This is a genomic window from Bythopirellula superficialaquae (assembly GCF_059632245.1).
Genome location: NZ_CP197426.1, coordinates 5113339 through 5130469, shown reverse-complemented (window position 1 = coordinate 5130469; position 17131 = coordinate 5113339). Strand labels below are relative to the sequence as shown.

Sequence of the window (17131 nt, the reverse complement as noted above, 5' to 3'; positions counted from 1 at the left end):
TCCAAACATTTTTCATGACAAATCCTTACTCGTTGGCAAAGACTTTGATGTTATCAACAGACAATTCCGCCGTTTCGGTCTTGCCGAACAAGCCGGGACTCCCCTGCAAGTTCGGCGACTTATCAACCATTTCGACGGTCCATTCCTTAGGTTCCTCTTCGCCACGCGGCCAGAGCTTGCCGAGCACTTTCACGTCGTCCTTGCCCGGCTCGACGCGCAGTTTCATGGTGTACCACTTGTGGGATTCCGGCTCAAATTCAACCGCGGCAAACGTGCGATGATCGTGCGGACTCCAACTGTAAACTCGCAGCTGCTTGCTCATGGGCCGCACGGCCAATGTGTAGGTGCTGTTAATCACGCCGAAGTCTGGCAACCGATCATCCAATTCATCCAGTACGAAATCTGCCTGAATTGTATAGTCCGACAGATCAATGGGACCCATCATCATTTGGCTGCGGGTGCCCAATTTGTTATTAGGATTCTTGGGCGTGGGCAATAGATTCTTCTTGGTGATGAAGCGTTCGCCATCTTTTTCGTCGATCACATAGCGAATCCGCCCGCCAATCCAAGTGAGGGGCACTTCCCCTTCCGCAAAATCGAACTCCCACGGCAGCGGCGGCACGATGCGTACCCTTGCCGTCCCCGTGAGATCGCCGACTTTGCAGTTCAAGAGTGCCACCTGATGTTCGTTTTCCTCGGGCGCCGTGAATTTGCCGTCGGCACTTGTCGTTCCAGCACCATCGACGCTGAACTCGACTTCGCTCGCGGGAACTTCTTTCAAGAATTGGCCCAGCGAATTGAACAGCCGCACTTTGTAGTCTTGCGTTTTACCCGGGGCCAAGATTACGTCATACGGCACGACCTGCACCTGCGCGGGCTTTTGATCTTCGGAGACTGTTTTTTCTTTCGGCCACTCAGGGGCGGGGGTCGAAGTCGTTTTGGCGTTCGGATCACCAATGCAATAGAGCGCTCCCGAAGTTGGCAGATAAATCCGCCCATGCGAAACAATCGGTGAGCCGTCCACATCGACGTCATCCAGCCGTAGCTTTTGGAGAACTTCCACTCCGTCTTCAGTCGGTTTGAGTATGTAAAACCGGCCGCTGTTGTCGGAATAATAAATTTTGCCGTCGGCATAAAGTGGCGTGCTACGCGACGCCGCTCCGAGCCGTTCGTAGCCAACTTGCTCGCCTGAGTTAGCGTCAAAGATGTATAACTTGGCACGGTCATCGACCACATACAGTCGGTCGTCCACGATCAGCGGTGAGCTTTTGCCAGCCATGACTTCAAATTGCCGCCAAATTTCTTTGCCCGTCAGATCGCCGCTCATCGAACCGTCGAGACAGACAACTGAGCCCATCGTATTGCCGAACGTGTTTTCTTCGCTGTGTGAAACATAGACGCGGCCTTTTTCGTCGACCGTTGGCGACACGCTAATCCCCATCCGCGAGAAGGGGAAATGCCAGAGCGGTTTGCCGGTGCGGGGTTGCATGGCCCAGATTTCGCCATCGCCTGAGGCAAAGACCATCACTTGCTGGCCGTTGATGACACGGATCGAGGGGGTGCTGTAGGTCGTGTCGTACGGAGCGAGCCCCGTGCCGCTGAGCCAACGAATTTCGCCGGTGGCTTTGTCCATGCCGAGGAACCGATGGGCCGGCACGGCGAGCCGTCCGTACTTTGGTTCATCTCCCCAACCAACAATCACCGCGCTGGTGATCACTTGATCTTCAAACACGAGCGGAAAGTTGGTACGGCCGCCGTAAGTGTTGATTAATCCCAGTTCTTCTTGCAAGCTGCGATCCCAGACCAGCTCGCCAGTATCCCCTTCCAAGCAACAGAAGTAGCCCGACACGCTTTGAGCATAGACGCGACCCGTTTCGGGATCGCCCACGACCGACGACCAACCGACTCGTGTGTCGGGGACTTCGCAAAGATACACATTAAAACTGTGTTCCCAAATTTTCTTGCCGGTCTCGGCATCGACGCAAACGACCTTTTCCCGTTCGACTTCGCTGCCGGGATTATCGCGGGTAAGCGTATAGAGCTTGCCGTTCATCACGATGGGGGTCGAGCGGCTGCCCAATTCTTCGTTCTTCCAAATGAGATTGCTCCCCTCGCCCCCTTCGGGGTTCCACGAATCAACGAGCCCTTGCTCGGTGGAGCTATTATTTTGCTGCGGACCGCGCCACATGGGCCAATCCAACGGATCGGCGGCGTTGGCGTAGGAAACCGTCAGCAATAAGCAGCCCAAGAAAGAAAGCCAAGGAAGTGGGCCCAGGGGCCAGCGAAGCAGATTCATAACAGATCTCACGCGTTGAATTGCTAGATCGTAAATGTGGGCGTCAACAATCGCCCAGGCGTTACAGTTTGCCAAGGACGGATTGCTAATGGGCAATCGTAGGAAAGGAGGGAGTCGTAGGGAGGCCAGGAATTCGAAGATCGTGCCCGGGGCTCGATCAGATGCTACTACGGTGAGTTTAACGATTGTGTTCCCTCTGCCGAAAAGTTGCACCTGGGCGATTAAGTGTCTTTTTCGTAATCCCGTCCGCCGCCGGCGGTCAGAATTACGATTTCCCCGGTGAATTACGCCAAGATAACACAATCACAGAAAGTTCCAAGGCGTGGATTGCGGCTAATCGCTGTACGGAGAATCGCTACCTGAGTTTAGGTCTTCCTGGACGGCAAAGTTTGCCTAACAGTTGTTCTAACTCAGTTCGTGAAAATTACTTCCGTGAACTCAAGCGTTTCAACACGCGTCGCCGATACGTGTTGATGTCGCAAGCAAAACATGAACAGTTGAGTTTGCGACTCACCATAGTTGGAAGCGTCTACACCGGTCTGTTTTATTTCGAGTCATGGATTGGCTCGACTGATGTTGACGCCTGACCGTGGGGACACCCGTTAGACCCACCTTGACCCGCCTCCGACCCAGCAGGGTCCCTGCACACTCCCGCCTACCAAACCGCACACGGGCTCACGCCCACGCCAGCGTCGCAACGACCAACCCAGGGAGGGTGTGGCGATCTCCGCACCGGACTACGTCAGGTAGTTTTGCGCACGTCCCCTACGAATAGGAGATGTCATTCGATGAAATGGAACATGTTAGGAGCGCTCGTCTTCAGCGTTTGTTTGGCTAGCCAAAGCTTCGGCTACGGCCTGCTCGACGCCATGCTGGGATGTGGCTGCGGATGCGATGCCTGTGATTCACAGAGCTGTTGCGAAAAGTCGTGTGGTTGTTGCGACCCAGGATGTGGTTGCAGCGATCCAGGGTGTGGTTGTGCCGATCCTTGCTGCGGCGATGATGCCTGCTGTGGCGCCGACAACGGCTGCTGCGACAGCGGATGCTGCGGCAAAGGAAAGTGCTGCTGCAAGCGCGAATGCTTGTTGCACCGCTTGTTCCAACGCAAGGGTCACTGCTGTGATCCTGGTTGCGGATGCGATGATTGCTGTGACCCAGGCTGTGGTTGTGAAGACCCAGGTTGTGGTTGTGCCGATCCTTGCTGTGGCGATGATGCCTGCTGTGGCGCCGATAAGGGTTGCTGCGACAGCGGATGCTGCAACAAAGGTTGCTGCTGCAAGAAAGCTTGCTTGCTAGATCGCTTGTTCAGCCGCAAATGTGGCAAGGGCTGCTGTGATCCTGGTTGCGGATGCGATGATTGCTGTGACCCAGGCTGTGGTTGTGAAGACCCAGGTTGTGGTTGCGCCGATCCTTGCTGCGGCGACAACGCTTGTGACAGCGGATGCTGTGACAGTGGCTGCAACAAAGGTTGCTGCTGCAAGAAAGCCTGCCTCTTGGACCGCTTGTTCGGTTGCAAGAAGGGCTGCTGTGACCCAGGTTGCGGATGCGATGATTGCTGTGACCCAGGCTGCGGTTGCGAAGACCCAGGTTGTGGTTGTGCCGACCCTTGCTGTGGCAATGGTGGTTGCGGTGACAACTGCTGCGACAAATGCGGCAGCGACTGCTGCGACGGCGGATGCTGTGATTCTTGCACCGGTGGTGCCAAGATGGAAAAGAAGGAAGCTGCTGCTCCTGCTCCTGCCGAAGCTTCGGCTGAGCAAGAAGAAGCTGCTCCGATTCCTCCCGCTCCTGCTGCCGATCCGAGTGCTCGGATTGCCCAGCCCCGCAAGGTTGTGAGCGCCAGCTTCGTTCGCTAAGCAACTGCGAAAAAGTTGAATCCCCCTCTGAGGACCTGCCTCGGGCTTTCGGGCTCGGGGCAGGTTCTTTTTGTTTGAAGTGAGAGTTGCCGCGTTGCAACGTATCACAGGGAATTCAACTAACCAGCCTGCTTCGGCCGCAACTTAAGAAAGTGCTCCTCGGGGAGCGTCATCTGCGTAACGCGGAAGCCAAACTTGTCGCCGACTTTCACGGCTTCCCCTTCAGCTACTTGTTGATCACCCACGAACAGGTGCAACTTCTCTTCGCAAGACTTGCTGAATTTGATGATCGTGCCAGGGGCGAGCTCCACGACGTCCTGCACGCTTTCCTTTTTCTCCGCTAGCACGACCCGCACGGGCACATTGATTTTCAACAGGCTGCGCGTGTAGCTCGGGAGTTCACTCAATCCGAGGGGGTGTTGAACTCGATTCGTCACCCGTGGCGCCGTCGGCATCGCTTGCGTGGGCTTGGCTTGGTCGAACAACTCTCCGGGCAAAGTCAGCGGCCACACCAATTGCAATTGGGCCGTTCGTTCACCAGCTTTTAATTCCAGCGGTAGCATCACCCCGTCCGTGGCAACGCTTGCTCGCGAGATTGCCGCACGCACGTCGACGACGGCTTGAGCTTGAAACTTGTCGGCCATCAGCGCGTCGGGCACCAACTGCATGCTCAACTCTTGGGCGAGCGTGCTGAGCTTGCTTTGTCCCGTTGGATCAGGATTCTCATACCAAGACGGCAAGAGTCCGCTGCACTCCTGCAAGATCGCCGCAAAGCCGACTTCGCCGAACGTGAACAGAATCGCCAGCCCGCGTTCGGCCGGCAAAGCATCGACAGCGAATCGTCCCGGCTCTCCCACGCCGATCGTGGTTTCCGTGTCCAGCGCACGTCCCAACGTTGCGGCCACTTCGCCCGCGTTTGTCTGGCAGGCTGCCACCACTTGTTCGGCGATTTGGGGTGTAAGTTCGCTCATGGACTATAACGGTGATTTGCTCGTTAGCGCATCCGTAGCGCAGTTATCACCATTATCGGACCGCCAGCCCGCAAACTTTGCCCAGTCTGCAAGGTCGCAAATTGCTGGCAAGCGAGCTTACCTGTCTTTCCCTGTCTCGCTCATCTATAATGGTTTTTTCATGCTGGCATCCCTGTCCCCCTGTAAGCGAGCCCATGGCAACCCTGCTGGAAGCCCCCCATTTCGATCTGCAGCCCTACAAATCGCTCTCGAATGAAGAGTTGCAGCAACGCATCCAAGCTGTCCGTGATGAGCTAGGGCCGAAATTGCTGATTTTGGGCCACCACTATCAGCAGGACGAAGTCATCGCGCTCGCCGACCTGACCGGTGATAGCTATCAGTTGAGTCAAATGGCTGCGGACAGCCGCGAGTGCCGGTTCATCGCCTTTTGTGGCGTTCATTTCATGGCCGAGACGGCGGACATCCTGGGCAATCGCCCCGAGAAGTTGGCTGAACGCGGCGGCGAGCGGATTCGTGTGATTTTGCCCGATCTTGCTGCCGGTTGTTCGATGGCCGACATGGCCGGGATTCACCAGATCGAAGATGCCTGGGATCAACTCGGCGAAGTGCTCGATACAAACGACATCACGCCGGTCACTTACATCAACTCGGCGGCCAGCCTCAAGGCGTTCGTCGGTCGGCATGGTGGCATCGTCTGTACGTCGAGCAATGCCAAGGCCGCGCTCGATTGGGCCTTTGCTCGAACCAGTCGCGTGATGTTCTTTCCTGATCAGCATCTCGGCCGCAACACGGCCATCGGCATGGGGATCACGCTCGATCAAATGCCGGTGTGGGATCCGCATGCCGAGGAACTTGGCGGCAACACACCCGAAGCCTTGCGCGCGAGCAAGGTGTTGTTGTGGAAAGGCCATTGCAGCGTGCACCAGATGTTCCGCCCCGAACACGTGAAGATGCTTCGTGAGAAGCACCCCGGCATCCAGATTTTGGTGCATCCCGAATGTCCGCGTGAAGTGTTCGAACTCGCCGATGTTTCGGGTTCAACGAGCAAGATCATCAAAACGGTCGAAGCCGCCCCGCCGGGAACGAAGTGGGCCATCGGCACGGAATTGCACTTGGTGAATCGACTCAAAGAGCAACACCCAGAGCAGGAGATTCACTTCCTGTCGCCCGTGGTCTGTATGTGCGCGACGATGTATCGCATCGATTTAGCGCACTTGTGTTGGACCTTAGAGAATCTCGCCGCGGGAACGCCGGTCAACACGATCGAAGTCGATCCCGAGATCGCGCACTGGTCGCTCGTGGCGCTAGAGCGGATGTTGGAAGTGCGGTGAGGACAGTGATCTGTCAGATCGCGGCTTTTCGTTCGCACATCTTTTATTAGCAATAGCCGCGATGCGACGCATCGCAGGTCTTTATGCATAAACGCCTACCTCTTCGCGCCATTTCAAGCCTCGGTGCCGAGGCAAATACGTCTGCATCAAATATTCGAAATGGCTGCGTTCGCAAACTTGCTTGCGGCTAGGTTGCTTAGCAAACCACTCTCGTTTTCCGCAGGCTTGATTCAGTTGTCTGGTGAGGCTACTACGTAACCTACGTCTCACGAGTTCCCAAGAGCATACTGTTCGCCAACTCACTAAGATATGAATGTGCGTGGACTCAGTAGCAACAGCGTGACCGCGCACAGCCTGATACTCAAAAGCTTCGATAGCGGCGTTGATCAAGACCTGTTGCTTTGTTCGATCAAAATAGGCAACATCGCCCACGAGATTCTCGCGATAGTGCCGCGCCATCTCCTCATCCGCTGCGAGGACTCCTACCTTACGCCGCACATAGCCACGAGGATGATCAGGCAGCCACGTGCCGTGACCGTGATAAGTAAAGAGATAGCAAGGCATGTTGCATTCTCCTCGGGGGACCGGCGATGCGTCGCATCACGGCTGATGTTAGTGAATTTTTGTACACTAACAGTGCCGATCAGATTCTGCAAGTAAAAAAAATTAAGAATAGCCGCAATCAGACTAATCGCTGGTCCTACGCCGCATCTTTCTCGCGGCAATACGCTACCATCGCGTCGATGCTCATCCCCGACTTGTCGATCTTCACGATGCCACCCTCGGACTTAGGCGTTGGTGCCGCTTCAGCAGCTGGGGCCTTGGCAACAGGTGCGGGCTCCGCCTTTGGTACAGGTGCCGGCTCACTCTTCGCCGCAGGTGCTGCCGCCGCACCACCTTTAGCCGCCGCGATCATGTCAGCCACCGACATCTTCGCGCGATCCACTTTACCCGGCGCGCCCGCTTCAGCGGGCGGCGCATCAGCAGCGGGCGCAGGTGCTTCCTTCTTCGCGGCAGGTGCCGCCGGCGCAGCTCCAGCACCACCCTTGAGCTTCGCCAAGATATCCGCTGTAGACGGCTTTGCACCCGATCCTTCTTTGGAAGTCGCGCCAGCCGGGGCCTTCGCCGCATCAGCAATTTGTTTGTCACCCGTGGTGGGTGCTGCCTTACCTTCGGGCTTGTCCTGAGGCTTTTTGGGAACAGGCTTTTCGGTTTTTTCTTTGGGCAGCGGCTTGTCGACCACCTTCAAGAATTCGAGTTCGATGTCGTACCACCCAATATTCAAGTGATAGTCAAGAAACTCAACGAGCGCGCGGCCGCTCATGTTGACGGTCTTCACCTGACCCACCACGTCGGCAAACCGTGCAAGTTCGGGCCGTTGCGGGTCGACCACCACGTATTTGTCGGTGTAATCCTGTTTGATCTTTTCAATGTTCGGAAAGACCATCGCTGCTGCGCACTCCTAAATCACAAAACCTCGGCGGAAACCGGACAGAACCGCAAATTGTCCCCAAAATCGGCGCCCCTGGCAATGGAGTCGGCGGCTTTTCCTTGCGAACGGTCGATTCGTTGTTGATAATCGTGCAGGCCGCATGTTGGGGCGGCGAAAACTCCTGTCTTTCCAAGTTCTTTTCGAGGCACCGTTCAAGATGCACCGTTCTCGATTTCGCTATGTTTTGCCCTGTCTGGCCCTGTTCGCAGCGAGTGTGCTGCACGCTCAAAGCGTCGAATACCTCCCCGGCATCCAATGGCCTGAGCCCCCGGTTGTGACCCCCGGCGAGAATTCCGCGGCTCCGCCATCGGATGCAATCATCTTGTTCGACGGCAAAGATCTCTCGGCCTGGGAAGGGGCCGACAAATGGAAAGTCGAAGATGGCGAGGCGGTCATCGGGGAAGGGGGGATCAAAACGAAACAAAAATTTGGCGACATGCAGCTTCACATCGAATGGTCCGCCCCCGTGCCCGCCCAAGGCGAAAGCCAAGGCCGCGGCAACAGCGGCATTTTCTTAATGGATAGCTACGAACTTCAGGTGCTGGATTCCTACGAAAACAAGACCTATCCCGAAGGTCAGGCGGGCTCGATTTATAAGCAGACTCCCCCGCTCGTGAATGCGATGCGGCCGCCGGGGCAATGGAATGTTTATGACGTGGCCTGGACGGCACCCCGATTTAACGAAGATGGTTCGTTGAAGTCCCCCGCGCGCATCACGGTTTTCCAGAACGGCGTGCTCGTGCTGAGTAATTTTGAATTGAAGGGCAAGACACATTGGCATCAACCGGCTGGTTACGAAAAGCATGACGACAAGATGCCGATCTCGCTCCAAGATCACGGCAACCCGGTTCGTTACCGCAACATTTGGGTCCGCGAGGTTGAGTCGCCAGAAGGTAAGCAAGCCGAGCAGCCCTCCTACATCGACCACGCGACGGGCAAGACTTGGAAAGAGGGTGAAGAACCACCCCAGCAAGATTGATCACCTTGATGTTGAGCCGCAGGCGCGAGTCTCGCGATTTTTTTCCCTCAAGCCCAGATGCCGTAACTCCATTGCACGGTGGCGGGATACTTTTTGTCACCGCTCTGGGACGTTGATATTTTGAGTTGGTGTGCTGGCTCGCACACGAGCAAGCACTTGGGATCGGGATCAAATCTCAGGACCTCGCGGTCGGCATTCGCGCCGAAGGAAACCGCTTGATGATCTTGCCATCGCACTTGGCACGTCTGGCTTGGTTTACTCAGATTATCACCAAAATATTCGACGACTTCCGATTTTGTGTAGGCCGTGGCCAATCCCACGACATCCTCTTTCAGACGGCAGGCAATATCAAAGAACAAAAATTGAAATGCCGGGATGTTGGTATTGAGATGAGGCGCATTGAGACCATACCGCGTATTGAACCGGAATTTCTCCTTGTCAGGCAAATCGCCCGGTCCCCGCGACGTGGCATCGCCCACTTCTACGCTCATCGACCAATGGCAAGGTCCATTGGCACCCGTCAAAAAGAGATTCTTCCCTTGCTGATGAAGTTCCGTGAAACAAGGAAGATGAATTTGCTTTGGATTCTCGCAGGATTGGAACACAGGGATGCGTTCGTTACCGACTAGCAACCAAATTCCGTGCGAGAAATAATCACCAACTTTCTCGAATTCAACGCAAATGTGTGCCGCTGGGCCGCGCGCTTCTAAAGTCGTTTTGCTGGATGCGGCCACTACTCGTCATCCTCATCTTCGATCGGTTGGCCGGCACGCCAGCGGAGGACCGAATCCAGAAATCCTTGGATATCGCCATCGAGCACCGCGTGAAAGTTCCCCATCTGGAACTTTGTACGGGCGTCTTTCACCCGTTGATCAGGGTGTAAGAAATAGTTGCGTATTTGCGAGCCAAAGCCCGTTTTGGCTTGCTGCTGATATTTGATCGCTTCTTCGGCTTCGCGTTTTTCTTCTTCGATCCGTGCCATCCGCGCCCGCAACATTTTCCAGGCGGTCGCGCGATTCTTGTGTTGGCTACGTTCGTTCTGGCATTGAACGACGATGTTGGTCGGAATGTGCGTCAGACGAATTGCGCTTGAAGTCTTGTTAACGTGCTGGCCCCCTGCCCCGCTCGCTCGGAAGGTATCTTCGCGAACATCCTCGGGGTCGATTTCGATCGCCACCGAGTCAGCAATTTCTGGCGAGACATCAACGGCCGCGAAGCTGGTCTGCCGTTTCCCTTCGCTGTTGAATGGGCTGATCCGCACAAGGCGATGCATGCCGGTTTCACCACGCAGGTAACCGTAAGCCATCGGTCCGCGGATCGTGATCGTGGCGTTATTGATGCCTGCTTCTTCGTTATCCTGGCGGTCAACGAGTTCCACGCTGTAGCCATTCTTCGAGGCCCACTGGGTGTACATCCGTAGCAGCATCTCGGCCCAGTCGTTGGCATCGGTCCCACCGTCACGGGCATTGATCGTCATGATCGCCCCCGCCGCATCGTGGGTGCCGCTCAAAAGTGCTTTGAGTTTGAGATCTTCGATGATTCCTTCGAGGCGACCGACTTCACCGGGAACTTCCGCTGCGAAGGATTCATCCTCTTCGGCCATTTCCAGCATGGCCTTCAGATCATTGCATGACAGCAGAGTTTCGTTGAGCGGCTTCACGATCGAATCGAGCGACTTGCGCTCCATGAGCGTGGCTTGCGCTTTTTCTTGGTCGTCCCAGAAACCGGGGGCCGACATTTCGGCGTCGATATCGATCAGCCGGTGAGCTTTGCCAGCAACGTCAAAGAGAGTCCCGCAGCTGGAGAATTGCAGTGCGGATCGCTTCGGTGCGATCGTACCATTCCTTTTCCAGTGCCATCGGTGGGACTCCGTCGATATGAGTATGAAACAATGTGGGAACGTGGCATTATAAGCAATTCCTAGCCCAGGGCGGTAGCCCACGGTCTGCGACCGGCATAAACTCAAATTATGTCGCGTGTCGTATTAGCCATGTCCGGGGGAGTCGATTCGAGCGTCGCGGCCCACTTGTTGATCCAAGAGGGCCACGAGGTGATCGGCGTCTTCATGCGCCATGGGCATCAATCCCCCGTCGCCTGCGGCGAGCCCACTTCAGTGAGCGGTGGTGCCCTTCCCATCATCAACCGCCTCGACCACAAGCAAGGCTGTTGCACCGCCGCTGATGCCGCAGACGCCCGTCGGGTGGCGGATCGCTTGGGAATTCCGTTCTACGCTTTGAATTTGGAAGAAGAGTTTGGCCGCATAATCGACTACTTTGTCGACGAGTACACGGCGGGCCGCACGCCCAATCCGTGCGTGCAGTGCAACAACTGGATCAAGTTCGGCAAGCTGTTTGATTATGCCGACAGCGTGAGCGCCGAGTTCGTAGCCACGGGGCATTACGCACGATTGGAACAAACTTTTAGCGGTGTACCAGCACTCTTGCGAGGCCGTGATGCGGCGAAGGATCAATCCTACGTGCTCTTTGGCATCGACAAGAAATATTTGAGCCGCATGCTGCTCCCCGTGGGCGATTTTGAAAAGCCTGAGATCCGCCGTATCGCCGGCGAGTTAGGCTTCAACGTCGCCGAGAAGAAAGATAGCCAGGAAATCTGTTTCGTTACGCAGGGTCACTATTCGGATTTCATTCGTGCCCAGCGGGATGATGTTGATACGGCGGGCGAATTTGTTACGACCGATGGCACCGTTGTCGGCACGCACCCTGGGATCGAAGGTTTCACCGTCGGTCAGCGCAAAGGACTTGGTATTGCATTGGGCGAACCAAAGTTCGTGGTGCGAATCGAACCGCACACGCGCCGGGTGGTGTTGGGGAATCGCGATGAACTCGTGCAAGAATCGCTCACCGCTTCTGCGGCAAATTGGTTGGTCCCCGCCGAGGATGTGCCGCGCCATTGCCAGGTCCAGATTCGTTACAACACGCGACCGGTTGGGGCGAGCGTGAAGCTACTTCCGGGACGACAATTCGCGGTAGAATTCGACGAGCCGCAACACGGCGTTGCGCCGGGACAAGCGGTCGTTTGTTACGACGGCGACCGCACCCTCGGCGGCGGCTGGATCGATTCGTAATTTGTCTAGCCGCGATGTGACACATCGACGACCTGCAACTCGTTGAGTCGCGGCTATTTGTGTGATCGCGCTACAAACTCACATACGGATTATTCGCCGCTTCCGCTTGCGCCGCGGCGAAGTCCATTCCAGCCATCACCACGGCCACACTAATTGCCAACAAACACACCGCGCAGCGCACCGGGGTGCTCCACTTTTTGCTCGGAAAAAACCAACCCGCGCCCACCGCAAAACCCACGAGTAGCAGCAACGCGTAAAGCAATTTCAGCTCCGCGAAGAAATGAGCGAGCACCAACACACTGCTAAACGCAATCACAATCGGCCCCGCCGCGGCGTCCGGTCCGCGAGCCAGCTTGAAAATCCAAGCCGCAAGCGCGCAACCGGTAAGCGTGGCGACGAGAACGCCCATGAGTTGCCCGTAAGTGATAGAGCCCGAGAGCGCGACCGTCACCGAAGCCGCAAAGGTGGCGAGCACAGCGAGAACGGAACGCAAACGCGGCAATTCCGTGGTTTCACCACGAACAAGTGCCCATGTCGCGAGCATCGCCAAGGCGATACCGCCGATCCCCAAAATCGCTTCGGTAATTGACCACGCACCGGTGTCAAAGCCCGGTGGCGGGGCAACCTTCGGCAGGTACTTTGTTCCCCATAACAAACGCCAGGGAAGAAACGCACAAAGTGCCACTCGTAGCAACCATGCGAACTTCGCATCGCGGTTGCTACGAGTGGCAACGGCATCAGGCATAACTGCAAGGATCACCATGAGAGGCAAGAAATCTTTCGCCTGCGTGATCCGCACGGCCTTGGCAATGGCAGACGCCACCCCGACACCCTGCGCATCGAGCGCCCACATCCCAGCAAGAAAACTCACAACAGCTGCGGTCCGCCAACTACTCGCGGCGTTGTGTGTGAATTTCCAAACGAGTGCGAGCGTCACCACTGCCAAAATGCCTGGCAAGATTCCACCCAGCAAAATGTCGGCTGGAGTCACCATCTTAGTCGGAATTGTACGGCGATTATTCCGCAACACCCTCGAAGCTGATCGTCACGGCCACTTCATCGCCGATGCCGGGGATCATGTTCGTCATGCCGAATTCGCTCCGCAAGAGCTGGGTTTCGCAGAGGAAGCCGGAATGCTTTTTATTATCCATCGGGCTCACGCCGACCTTCAGAAGCCGCAACGGTAAAGTCACCTTGCGCGTTACGCCGTGCATCGTGAGATCACCGGTCACCTGATACACGACAGCCCCAGCACTTCCCTCTGGTGGTGCACCAGCTCCGGCCGACTCGGCTTTCACTTCGGTGCTTTGGAATGTGATCGTGGGAAATTCATTGGTGCTCAAGAAATCCGCGCCACGGAGATGTCCGTCCCGCTTGGCATCGTTCGTGTCGATGCTCGCCGCGTCGATGGTGAGCTGAAAGCTGCTCTCAGCGGGGTTAGCTTCATCCAGCACATAACTCCCAGCAACCTTGTTGAAACGCCCATAGGTGTAGCTGAAACCCATGTGGCTGATGCCGAAGATCACCGAAGTGTGCGAAGGGTCGACAACATAACTATCGGCAGCGTGGACAGCCGGTTGTGCGCCGAGAGACAAAGCGAGCAAAACAAGGGCATGAGCAGCGAAAGACTTCATCACGAGACTCCTGTGTGGGTTAGAAAATCACCTTCACGTGCTTCCCATTGAACGCGATTCATTTCGATCCGGCAAGTTCTCGTCGGGTTCCCGGCGGCAGACTCTGCTTTCAGCCGCACTGAAAGTACGGTATTATGCTGCAAGTGCCCGCTAGCAACCCCGACCCACGAATATGCTCCGAGATGTACCTATGACGACACAGCAAATGCTCATCATGGCAGCGATTGGTGTTGCCCTGTTTCTCTTGTTGGTGCTGTTTGTGATGGCGGCCAAGTATTTCAAAATTTGGCTGCAAGCCTACATGTCCAATGCCCGGGTGAGCATATTCAGCCTCATCGGCATGGGACTACGACAAGTCAATTCGCGCGTGATCGTTGAAGGCAAAATCATGGCGATGCAAGCCGGCGTGGGAACTGACCCTACCACGGGCATCACGACTCGTCGCTTGGAAGCGCATTATCTTGCTGGCGGCGATGTGCCACGCGTGATCAACGCGATTATCGCTGCCCAACGGGCCGACATCGATTTGGATTTCGACAAAGCCGCCGCGATCGATCTCGCTGGCCGCGATGTGCTTGATGCCGTCCGCACGAGCGTGAATCCCAAAGTGATTGATTGCCCCAACCCTGAGAAATCAGATCGCGCGTTTTTGAGTGCCGTGGCGAAGAACGGCGTGGAACTCAAAATTCGCGCTCGTGTGACAGTTCGTACGAATCTCGCACAACTCATTGGTGGAGCTACCGAAGACACAATCGTTGCTCGCGTGGGTGAAGGTATTATTACCTCGATTGGTTCCTCGCCCGATCATCTCACTGTGATGGAGAACCCAGATCGGATTTCCAAGGCGGTGCTCAAGCGTGGGCTCGATGCACACACGGCGTTTGAAATCGTGTCGATTGACATCGCCGACATCGACGTAGGAGAAAACATTGGCGCTCGTTTACAAGCCGATCAAGCTGAAGCCGACACGCGGAAAGCTCAAGCACTCGCCGAGCAACGTCGTGCCGATGCGATTGCCCGTGAGCAGGAAATGAAGGCCAAGGTGGTCGAGAATCGCGCTTCGGTGATCTTAGCCCAGGCCGAGGTGCCGATGGCTATGGCCGATGCGTTTCGCAACGGCAATCTAGAACGCATAAGCAAAAACGGGACTTGAAACTACGGTTGATTTGGACCAAATTCGCCAGTTTGTAGGGCGTAATCGAACCACATTTTCTCCGACTCTTCAAGATCTTTGGTTTGTAATTCCCACTGGTCGTTGACATATTTCAATAGAAATTCACGCTTCTCAACGGCACGCTGCGCGGGAATCACTGGGGCAGGGACCTCCCTCGTAGGTTGCTCCACCGAGGGAACGTCGATGCCAAGATCATCCAATCCTTCTTCGTTTGGCAGTTGGTAAGGATCGTCGAGCTTTATATCGCCCTTCGTGGCATTCTTCTTGGACTGCTCGCGTTCTCGAGTCGAAGCAACCATGCCATGGTTATAGATCGTTTTGGTCGTAACCGTGACAATCGCCGTATAATCAGGCTGCTTATCGGAGGGAGGGATGACCTTATAGGCTATGTCGCGCTTAATGCTCAATCCCATATTACTGGGAGGTTGAAACATCCTCAGCGCATGTTCCATACGCTCGATGATCCAAGTTAAGTCATCCTCCGCCGGATTCGTCGATTCCCGAGCCGGCGGAACGGGCATTTCCGGTCCACCGCAACCCGGCAGCATCAGCATCGCTGCCAAGAGGGATCCGTAAAGTGCGACTAGCTGTAATTGTGAAAACAAAGTTATGCCTGCATATTCTTCTGGTCTGGCGACCACCTAGGGGGCGCTCCGTTTCATCACCGTAATTAAAAACCGCCGAATGGATCTTCTTCTTCAGGAGACGATTCATCTTCGGGCTCGTCGCTTTCCGTGGCGTTAGTTTCTTCTTCCTCGGTAGATTCCTCGGCGGCTTGGTCGTCTTCAACTTCAGCCGGTTCTTCATTGAACGGATCCTGGTTGTCCGGATCATCGGCAGCATCTGCGGATTCTTCCCCCTCAGTTTCAGCTGGCTCAGCTTCCGCAGCGTCAGTTTCGGTAGCTTCGGCACCAAATGGATCAGAATCAGCAGGTACTTCCTCGCTAGGAGTAGATTCAAAAGGGGTGGTCTCCGCAGGAGTACTTTCCTCGGTTCCAAAAGGATCGTCCTCTGCAGCGGGTGTTTCTTCCGCGGGAGCTGTCGTGGCTGGGGATTCTACGGCGGGAGTGGCTTCTGAGTCACCAAAGACGTCGTCTTCAGCTGCCGGGGTTTCTTCCACCGGAGTTATTGTGGCAGGGGCTTCCTCGACGGACGCGGCGTCGGCTGCCCCAAAAGGATCTTCTTCGGCTGGTGCTGTTACAGCAGGAGCGGTCTCCTCGACTGCGGGACCTGGATCCGAAGCCGGGGCAGGGGTTCCAAACACCTCATCCTCGACCGCTGGGGCTGGTTCAGGCGTGACCGCTGGAGGCGTTGTTTCTGCTGCTTGTTCGGAACCAAAGGGGTCGTCTTCCACGGCAGATGCCGGGTCGGTCGTCGGTTGAGCCACGGGCGGCACATTTTCCGCAGGAGTTACAACCGCGGGCGCTTCAACTGCAGGCGTTTGTGATGCAGGAGTTTCTTCTGGGGCCGGTTCACCAAACAAATCAGTCTGAGCGGCTGGTTGCTCTAGCGGGGCCGGAGTCACTTTCGGCGTGGGTTCGGGGGTGACGGGAGGAGTCTCTACGGGCACCTCCGTGATTTCAGGCTGAGGAGTCGCTTGTGGCGTGCCATGGAAATCCAGGGAGGGCTCGACCAATTGTTCGAGCGGAACCGGTTGGCTGCGATGCAACACATCGCCCTCCCGTGAGCGAAGTTGCTCATAGCGCTGTTGAGACTGACTGCGGTTTTGCTGAACTTTGTCGACGCGTGCTTGACGGCGAAATTCTTCGAGAGTGATTCGATCGGGACCTTGGATGCGCTGCAATGCATTACCTATCGCAAATCGTCGTCCTGGATCACGAGCCTCGTACATGGCTCCGATGCGCAAATCTTCTTCCGCCTCGGACTGGCGTCCTTCACGAAGGAGTGAAATTCCCCGAAAATAATAGACACGCGGGTCGGTCGATCCTGCGGCAATACACTGAGCAAAAGCTTCTTCCGCTTTGGTGGTAGAGCCCGCAAAGAAGGCATGAACTCCCCGGCCATATAAGGCGGTAATCTCCGTTGAATCTTGGGCACGCAGCACTGCGCTAGTTGTCAGGCTAGCCAAGATGATCGAGAAGAATCCGAGTCGCTGCAGTGCGGAACGGAATAGCTGTACGGGTGTTTTCATCGATGAAGCTCCACAGGAATGCATTCCAATGATCGTTAAATGTCACGACAACCCGATGGGCTGTCCGATCCACATCCTGGGATCAGCTGTTCCTCCTGAAAAGATGCCATCATAAACTTGAAACGAGCCGGCAGGCAACATTTTTTTTGCCGTACCGGCTC

General features: G+C 55.9%; 16 protein-coding genes. 6 read left to right on the top strand and 10 right to left on the bottom strand.

Annotated elements, in window-relative coordinates; translation table 11 throughout:
* Window positions 1–25: 25 nt before the first annotated feature.
* Entirely contained in the window at window positions 26–2296 is a 2271-nt protein-coding gene (locus SH678x_RS21160) for an outer membrane protein assembly factor BamB family protein (protein WP_496920451.1), read from the bottom strand.
* 900 nt (window positions 2297–3196) lie between these two features.
* On the opposite strand from SH678x_RS21160, the gene SH678x_RS21155 reads away from it, so the two are divergent.
* The gene (locus SH678x_RS21155) at window positions 3197–3592 is read left to right on the top strand and encodes a hypothetical protein (RefSeq protein ID WP_496920450.1); all 396 of its coding nucleotides are present in this window, start codon (window positions 3197–3199) and stop codon (window positions 3590–3592) included.
* 197 nt (window positions 3593–3789) lie between these two features.
* Window positions 3790–4152: a hypothetical protein gene (locus SH678x_RS21150; protein ID WP_496920449.1), complete on the top strand. Its 363-nt coding sequence runs from the start codon at window positions 3790–3792 to the stop codon at window positions 4150–4152.
* Between the two features lie 119 nt (window positions 4153–4271).
* On the opposite strand, the gene SH678x_RS21145 is transcribed toward SH678x_RS21150, so the two are convergent.
* Window positions 4272–5123, bottom strand: coding sequence for a FliM/FliN family flagellar motor switch protein (locus SH678x_RS21145; protein ID WP_496920448.1), 852 nt, complete (start codon window positions 5121–5123; stop codon window positions 4272–4274).
* 194 nt (window positions 5124–5317) lie between these two features.
* On the opposite strand from SH678x_RS21145, the gene nadA reads away from it, so the two are divergent.
* Window positions 5318–6454: a quinolinate synthase NadA gene (gene nadA / locus SH678x_RS21140; RefSeq protein WP_496920447.1), complete on the top strand. Its 1137-nt coding sequence runs from the start codon at window positions 5318–5320 to the stop codon at window positions 6452–6454.
* 81 nt (window positions 6455–6535) lie between these two features.
* Here nadA and SH678x_RS21135 read toward each other — a convergent pair whose 3' ends face one another.
* Together SH678x_RS21135 and SH678x_RS21130 are read right to left on the bottom strand one after the other, a co-directional pair.
* Complete coding sequence (locus tag SH678x_RS21135; RefSeq protein WP_496920446.1) at window positions 6536–7018, bottom strand: hypothetical protein; 483 nt, start codon at window positions 7016–7018, stop codon at window positions 6536–6538.
* Between the two features lie 136 nt (window positions 7019–7154).
* Window positions 7155–7901: a hypothetical protein gene (locus tag SH678x_RS21130; RefSeq protein WP_496920445.1), complete on the bottom strand. Its 747-nt coding sequence runs from the start codon at window positions 7899–7901 to the stop codon at window positions 7155–7157.
* 202 nt (window positions 7902–8103) lie between these two features.
* On the opposite strand from SH678x_RS21130, the gene SH678x_RS21125 reads away from it, so the two are divergent.
* Window positions 8104–8925 (top strand): 3-keto-disaccharide hydrolase, encoded by an 822-nt coding sequence (locus tag SH678x_RS21125; RefSeq protein WP_496920444.1) that lies wholly within the window; start codon window positions 8104–8106, stop codon window positions 8923–8925.
* 47 nt (window positions 8926–8972) lie between these two features.
* Here the strand turns inward: SH678x_RS21125 and SH678x_RS21120 are convergent, their stop codons facing one another.
* Together SH678x_RS21120 and prfB are read right to left on the bottom strand one after the other, a co-directional pair.
* Window positions 8973–9659, bottom strand: coding sequence for a hypothetical protein (locus SH678x_RS21120; protein ID WP_496920443.1), 687 nt, complete (start codon window positions 9657–9659; stop codon window positions 8973–8975).
* A protein-coding gene (gene prfB, locus SH678x_RS21115) for a peptide chain release factor 2 (RefSeq protein ID WP_496923091.1) occupies window positions 9659–10778 on the bottom strand; the annotation gives its coding sequence in 2 pieces (ribosomal slippage) (window positions 9659–10708 and window positions 10710–10778; 1119 coding nt in all). The genes SH678x_RS21120 and prfB overlap by 1 nt, the downstream gene beginning before the upstream one ends.
* A 116-nt stretch (window positions 10779–10894) precedes the next feature.
* Here prfB and mnmA point away from each other — a divergent pair.
* Window positions 10895–12010, top strand: coding sequence for a tRNA 2-thiouridine(34) synthase MnmA (gene mnmA / locus SH678x_RS21110; protein WP_496920442.1), 1116 nt, complete (start codon window positions 10895–10897; stop codon window positions 12008–12010).
* Between the two features lie 70 nt (window positions 12011–12080).
* Here mnmA and SH678x_RS21105 read toward each other — a convergent pair whose 3' ends face one another.
* Both SH678x_RS21105 and SH678x_RS21100 read right to left on the bottom strand, forming a co-directional pair.
* Entirely contained in the window at window positions 12081–13004 is a 924-nt protein-coding gene (locus SH678x_RS21105; protein WP_496920441.1) for a hypothetical protein, read from the bottom strand.
* Between the two features lie 22 nt (window positions 13005–13026).
* Window positions 13027–13644, bottom strand: coding sequence for a YceI family protein (locus SH678x_RS21100; protein ID WP_496920440.1), 618 nt, complete (start codon window positions 13642–13644; stop codon window positions 13027–13029).
* 190 nt (window positions 13645–13834) lie between these two features.
* Between SH678x_RS21100 and floA the strand changes: the two genes are divergently transcribed.
* Window positions 13835–14797, top strand: coding sequence for a flotillin-like protein FloA (gene floA / locus SH678x_RS21095; protein WP_496920439.1), 963 nt, complete (start codon window positions 13835–13837; stop codon window positions 14795–14797).
* 2 nt (window positions 14798–14799) lie between these two features.
* On the opposite strand, the gene SH678x_RS21090 is transcribed toward floA, so the two are convergent.
* Together SH678x_RS21090 and SH678x_RS21085 are read right to left on the bottom strand one after the other, a co-directional pair.
* Window positions 14800–15381, bottom strand: a complete 582-nt coding sequence (locus SH678x_RS21090; RefSeq protein ID WP_496920438.1) for a hypothetical protein — start codon at window positions 15379–15381, stop codon at window positions 14800–14802.
* A gap of 107 nt (window positions 15382–15488) precedes the next feature.
* Complete coding sequence (locus tag SH678x_RS21085) at window positions 15489–16970, bottom strand: tetratricopeptide repeat protein (RefSeq protein WP_496920437.1); 1482 nt, start codon at window positions 16968–16970, stop codon at window positions 15489–15491.
* Between the last annotated feature and the right edge of the window lie 161 nt (window positions 16971–17131).

Coding starts and splice junctions, on each gene's coding strand:
- SH678x_RS21160 (WP_496920451.1), bottom strand. CDS start 2,296: ATGAATCTGCTTCGCTGGCCCCTGGGCCCACTTCCTTGGCTTTCTTTC.
- SH678x_RS21145 (WP_496920448.1), bottom strand. CDS start 5,123: ATGAGCGAACTTACACCCCAAATCGCCGAACAAGTGGTGGCAGCCTGC.
- nadA (WP_496920447.1), top strand. CDS start 5,318: ATGGCAACCCTGCTGGAAGCCCCCCATTTCGATCTGCAGCCCTACAAA.
- SH678x_RS21135 (WP_496920446.1), bottom strand. CDS start 7,018: ATGCCTTGCTATCTCTTTACTTATCACGGTCACGGCACGTGGCTGCCT.
- SH678x_RS21130 (WP_496920445.1), bottom strand. CDS start 7,901: ATGGTCTTTCCGAACATTGAAAAGATCAAACAGGATTACACCGACAAA.
- SH678x_RS21125 (WP_496920444.1), top strand. CDS start 8,104: ATGCACCGTTCTCGATTTCGCTATGTTTTGCCCTGTCTGGCCCTGTTC.
- mnmA (WP_496920442.1), top strand. CDS start 10,895: ATGTCGCGTGTCGTATTAGCCATGTCCGGGGGAGTCGATTCGAGCGTC.
- SH678x_RS21105 (WP_496920441.1), bottom strand. CDS start 13,004: ATGGTGACTCCAGCCGACATTTTGCTGGGTGGAATCTTGCCAGGCATT.
- SH678x_RS21100 (WP_496920440.1), bottom strand. CDS start 13,644: ATGAAGTCTTTCGCTGCTCATGCCCTTGTTTTGCTCGCTTTGTCTCTC.
- floA (WP_496920439.1), top strand. CDS start 13,835: ATGACGACACAGCAAATGCTCATCATGGCAGCGATTGGTGTTGCCCTG.
- SH678x_RS21085 (WP_496920437.1), bottom strand. CDS start 16,970: ATGAAAACACCCGTACAGCTATTCCGTTCCGCACTGCAGCGACTCGGA.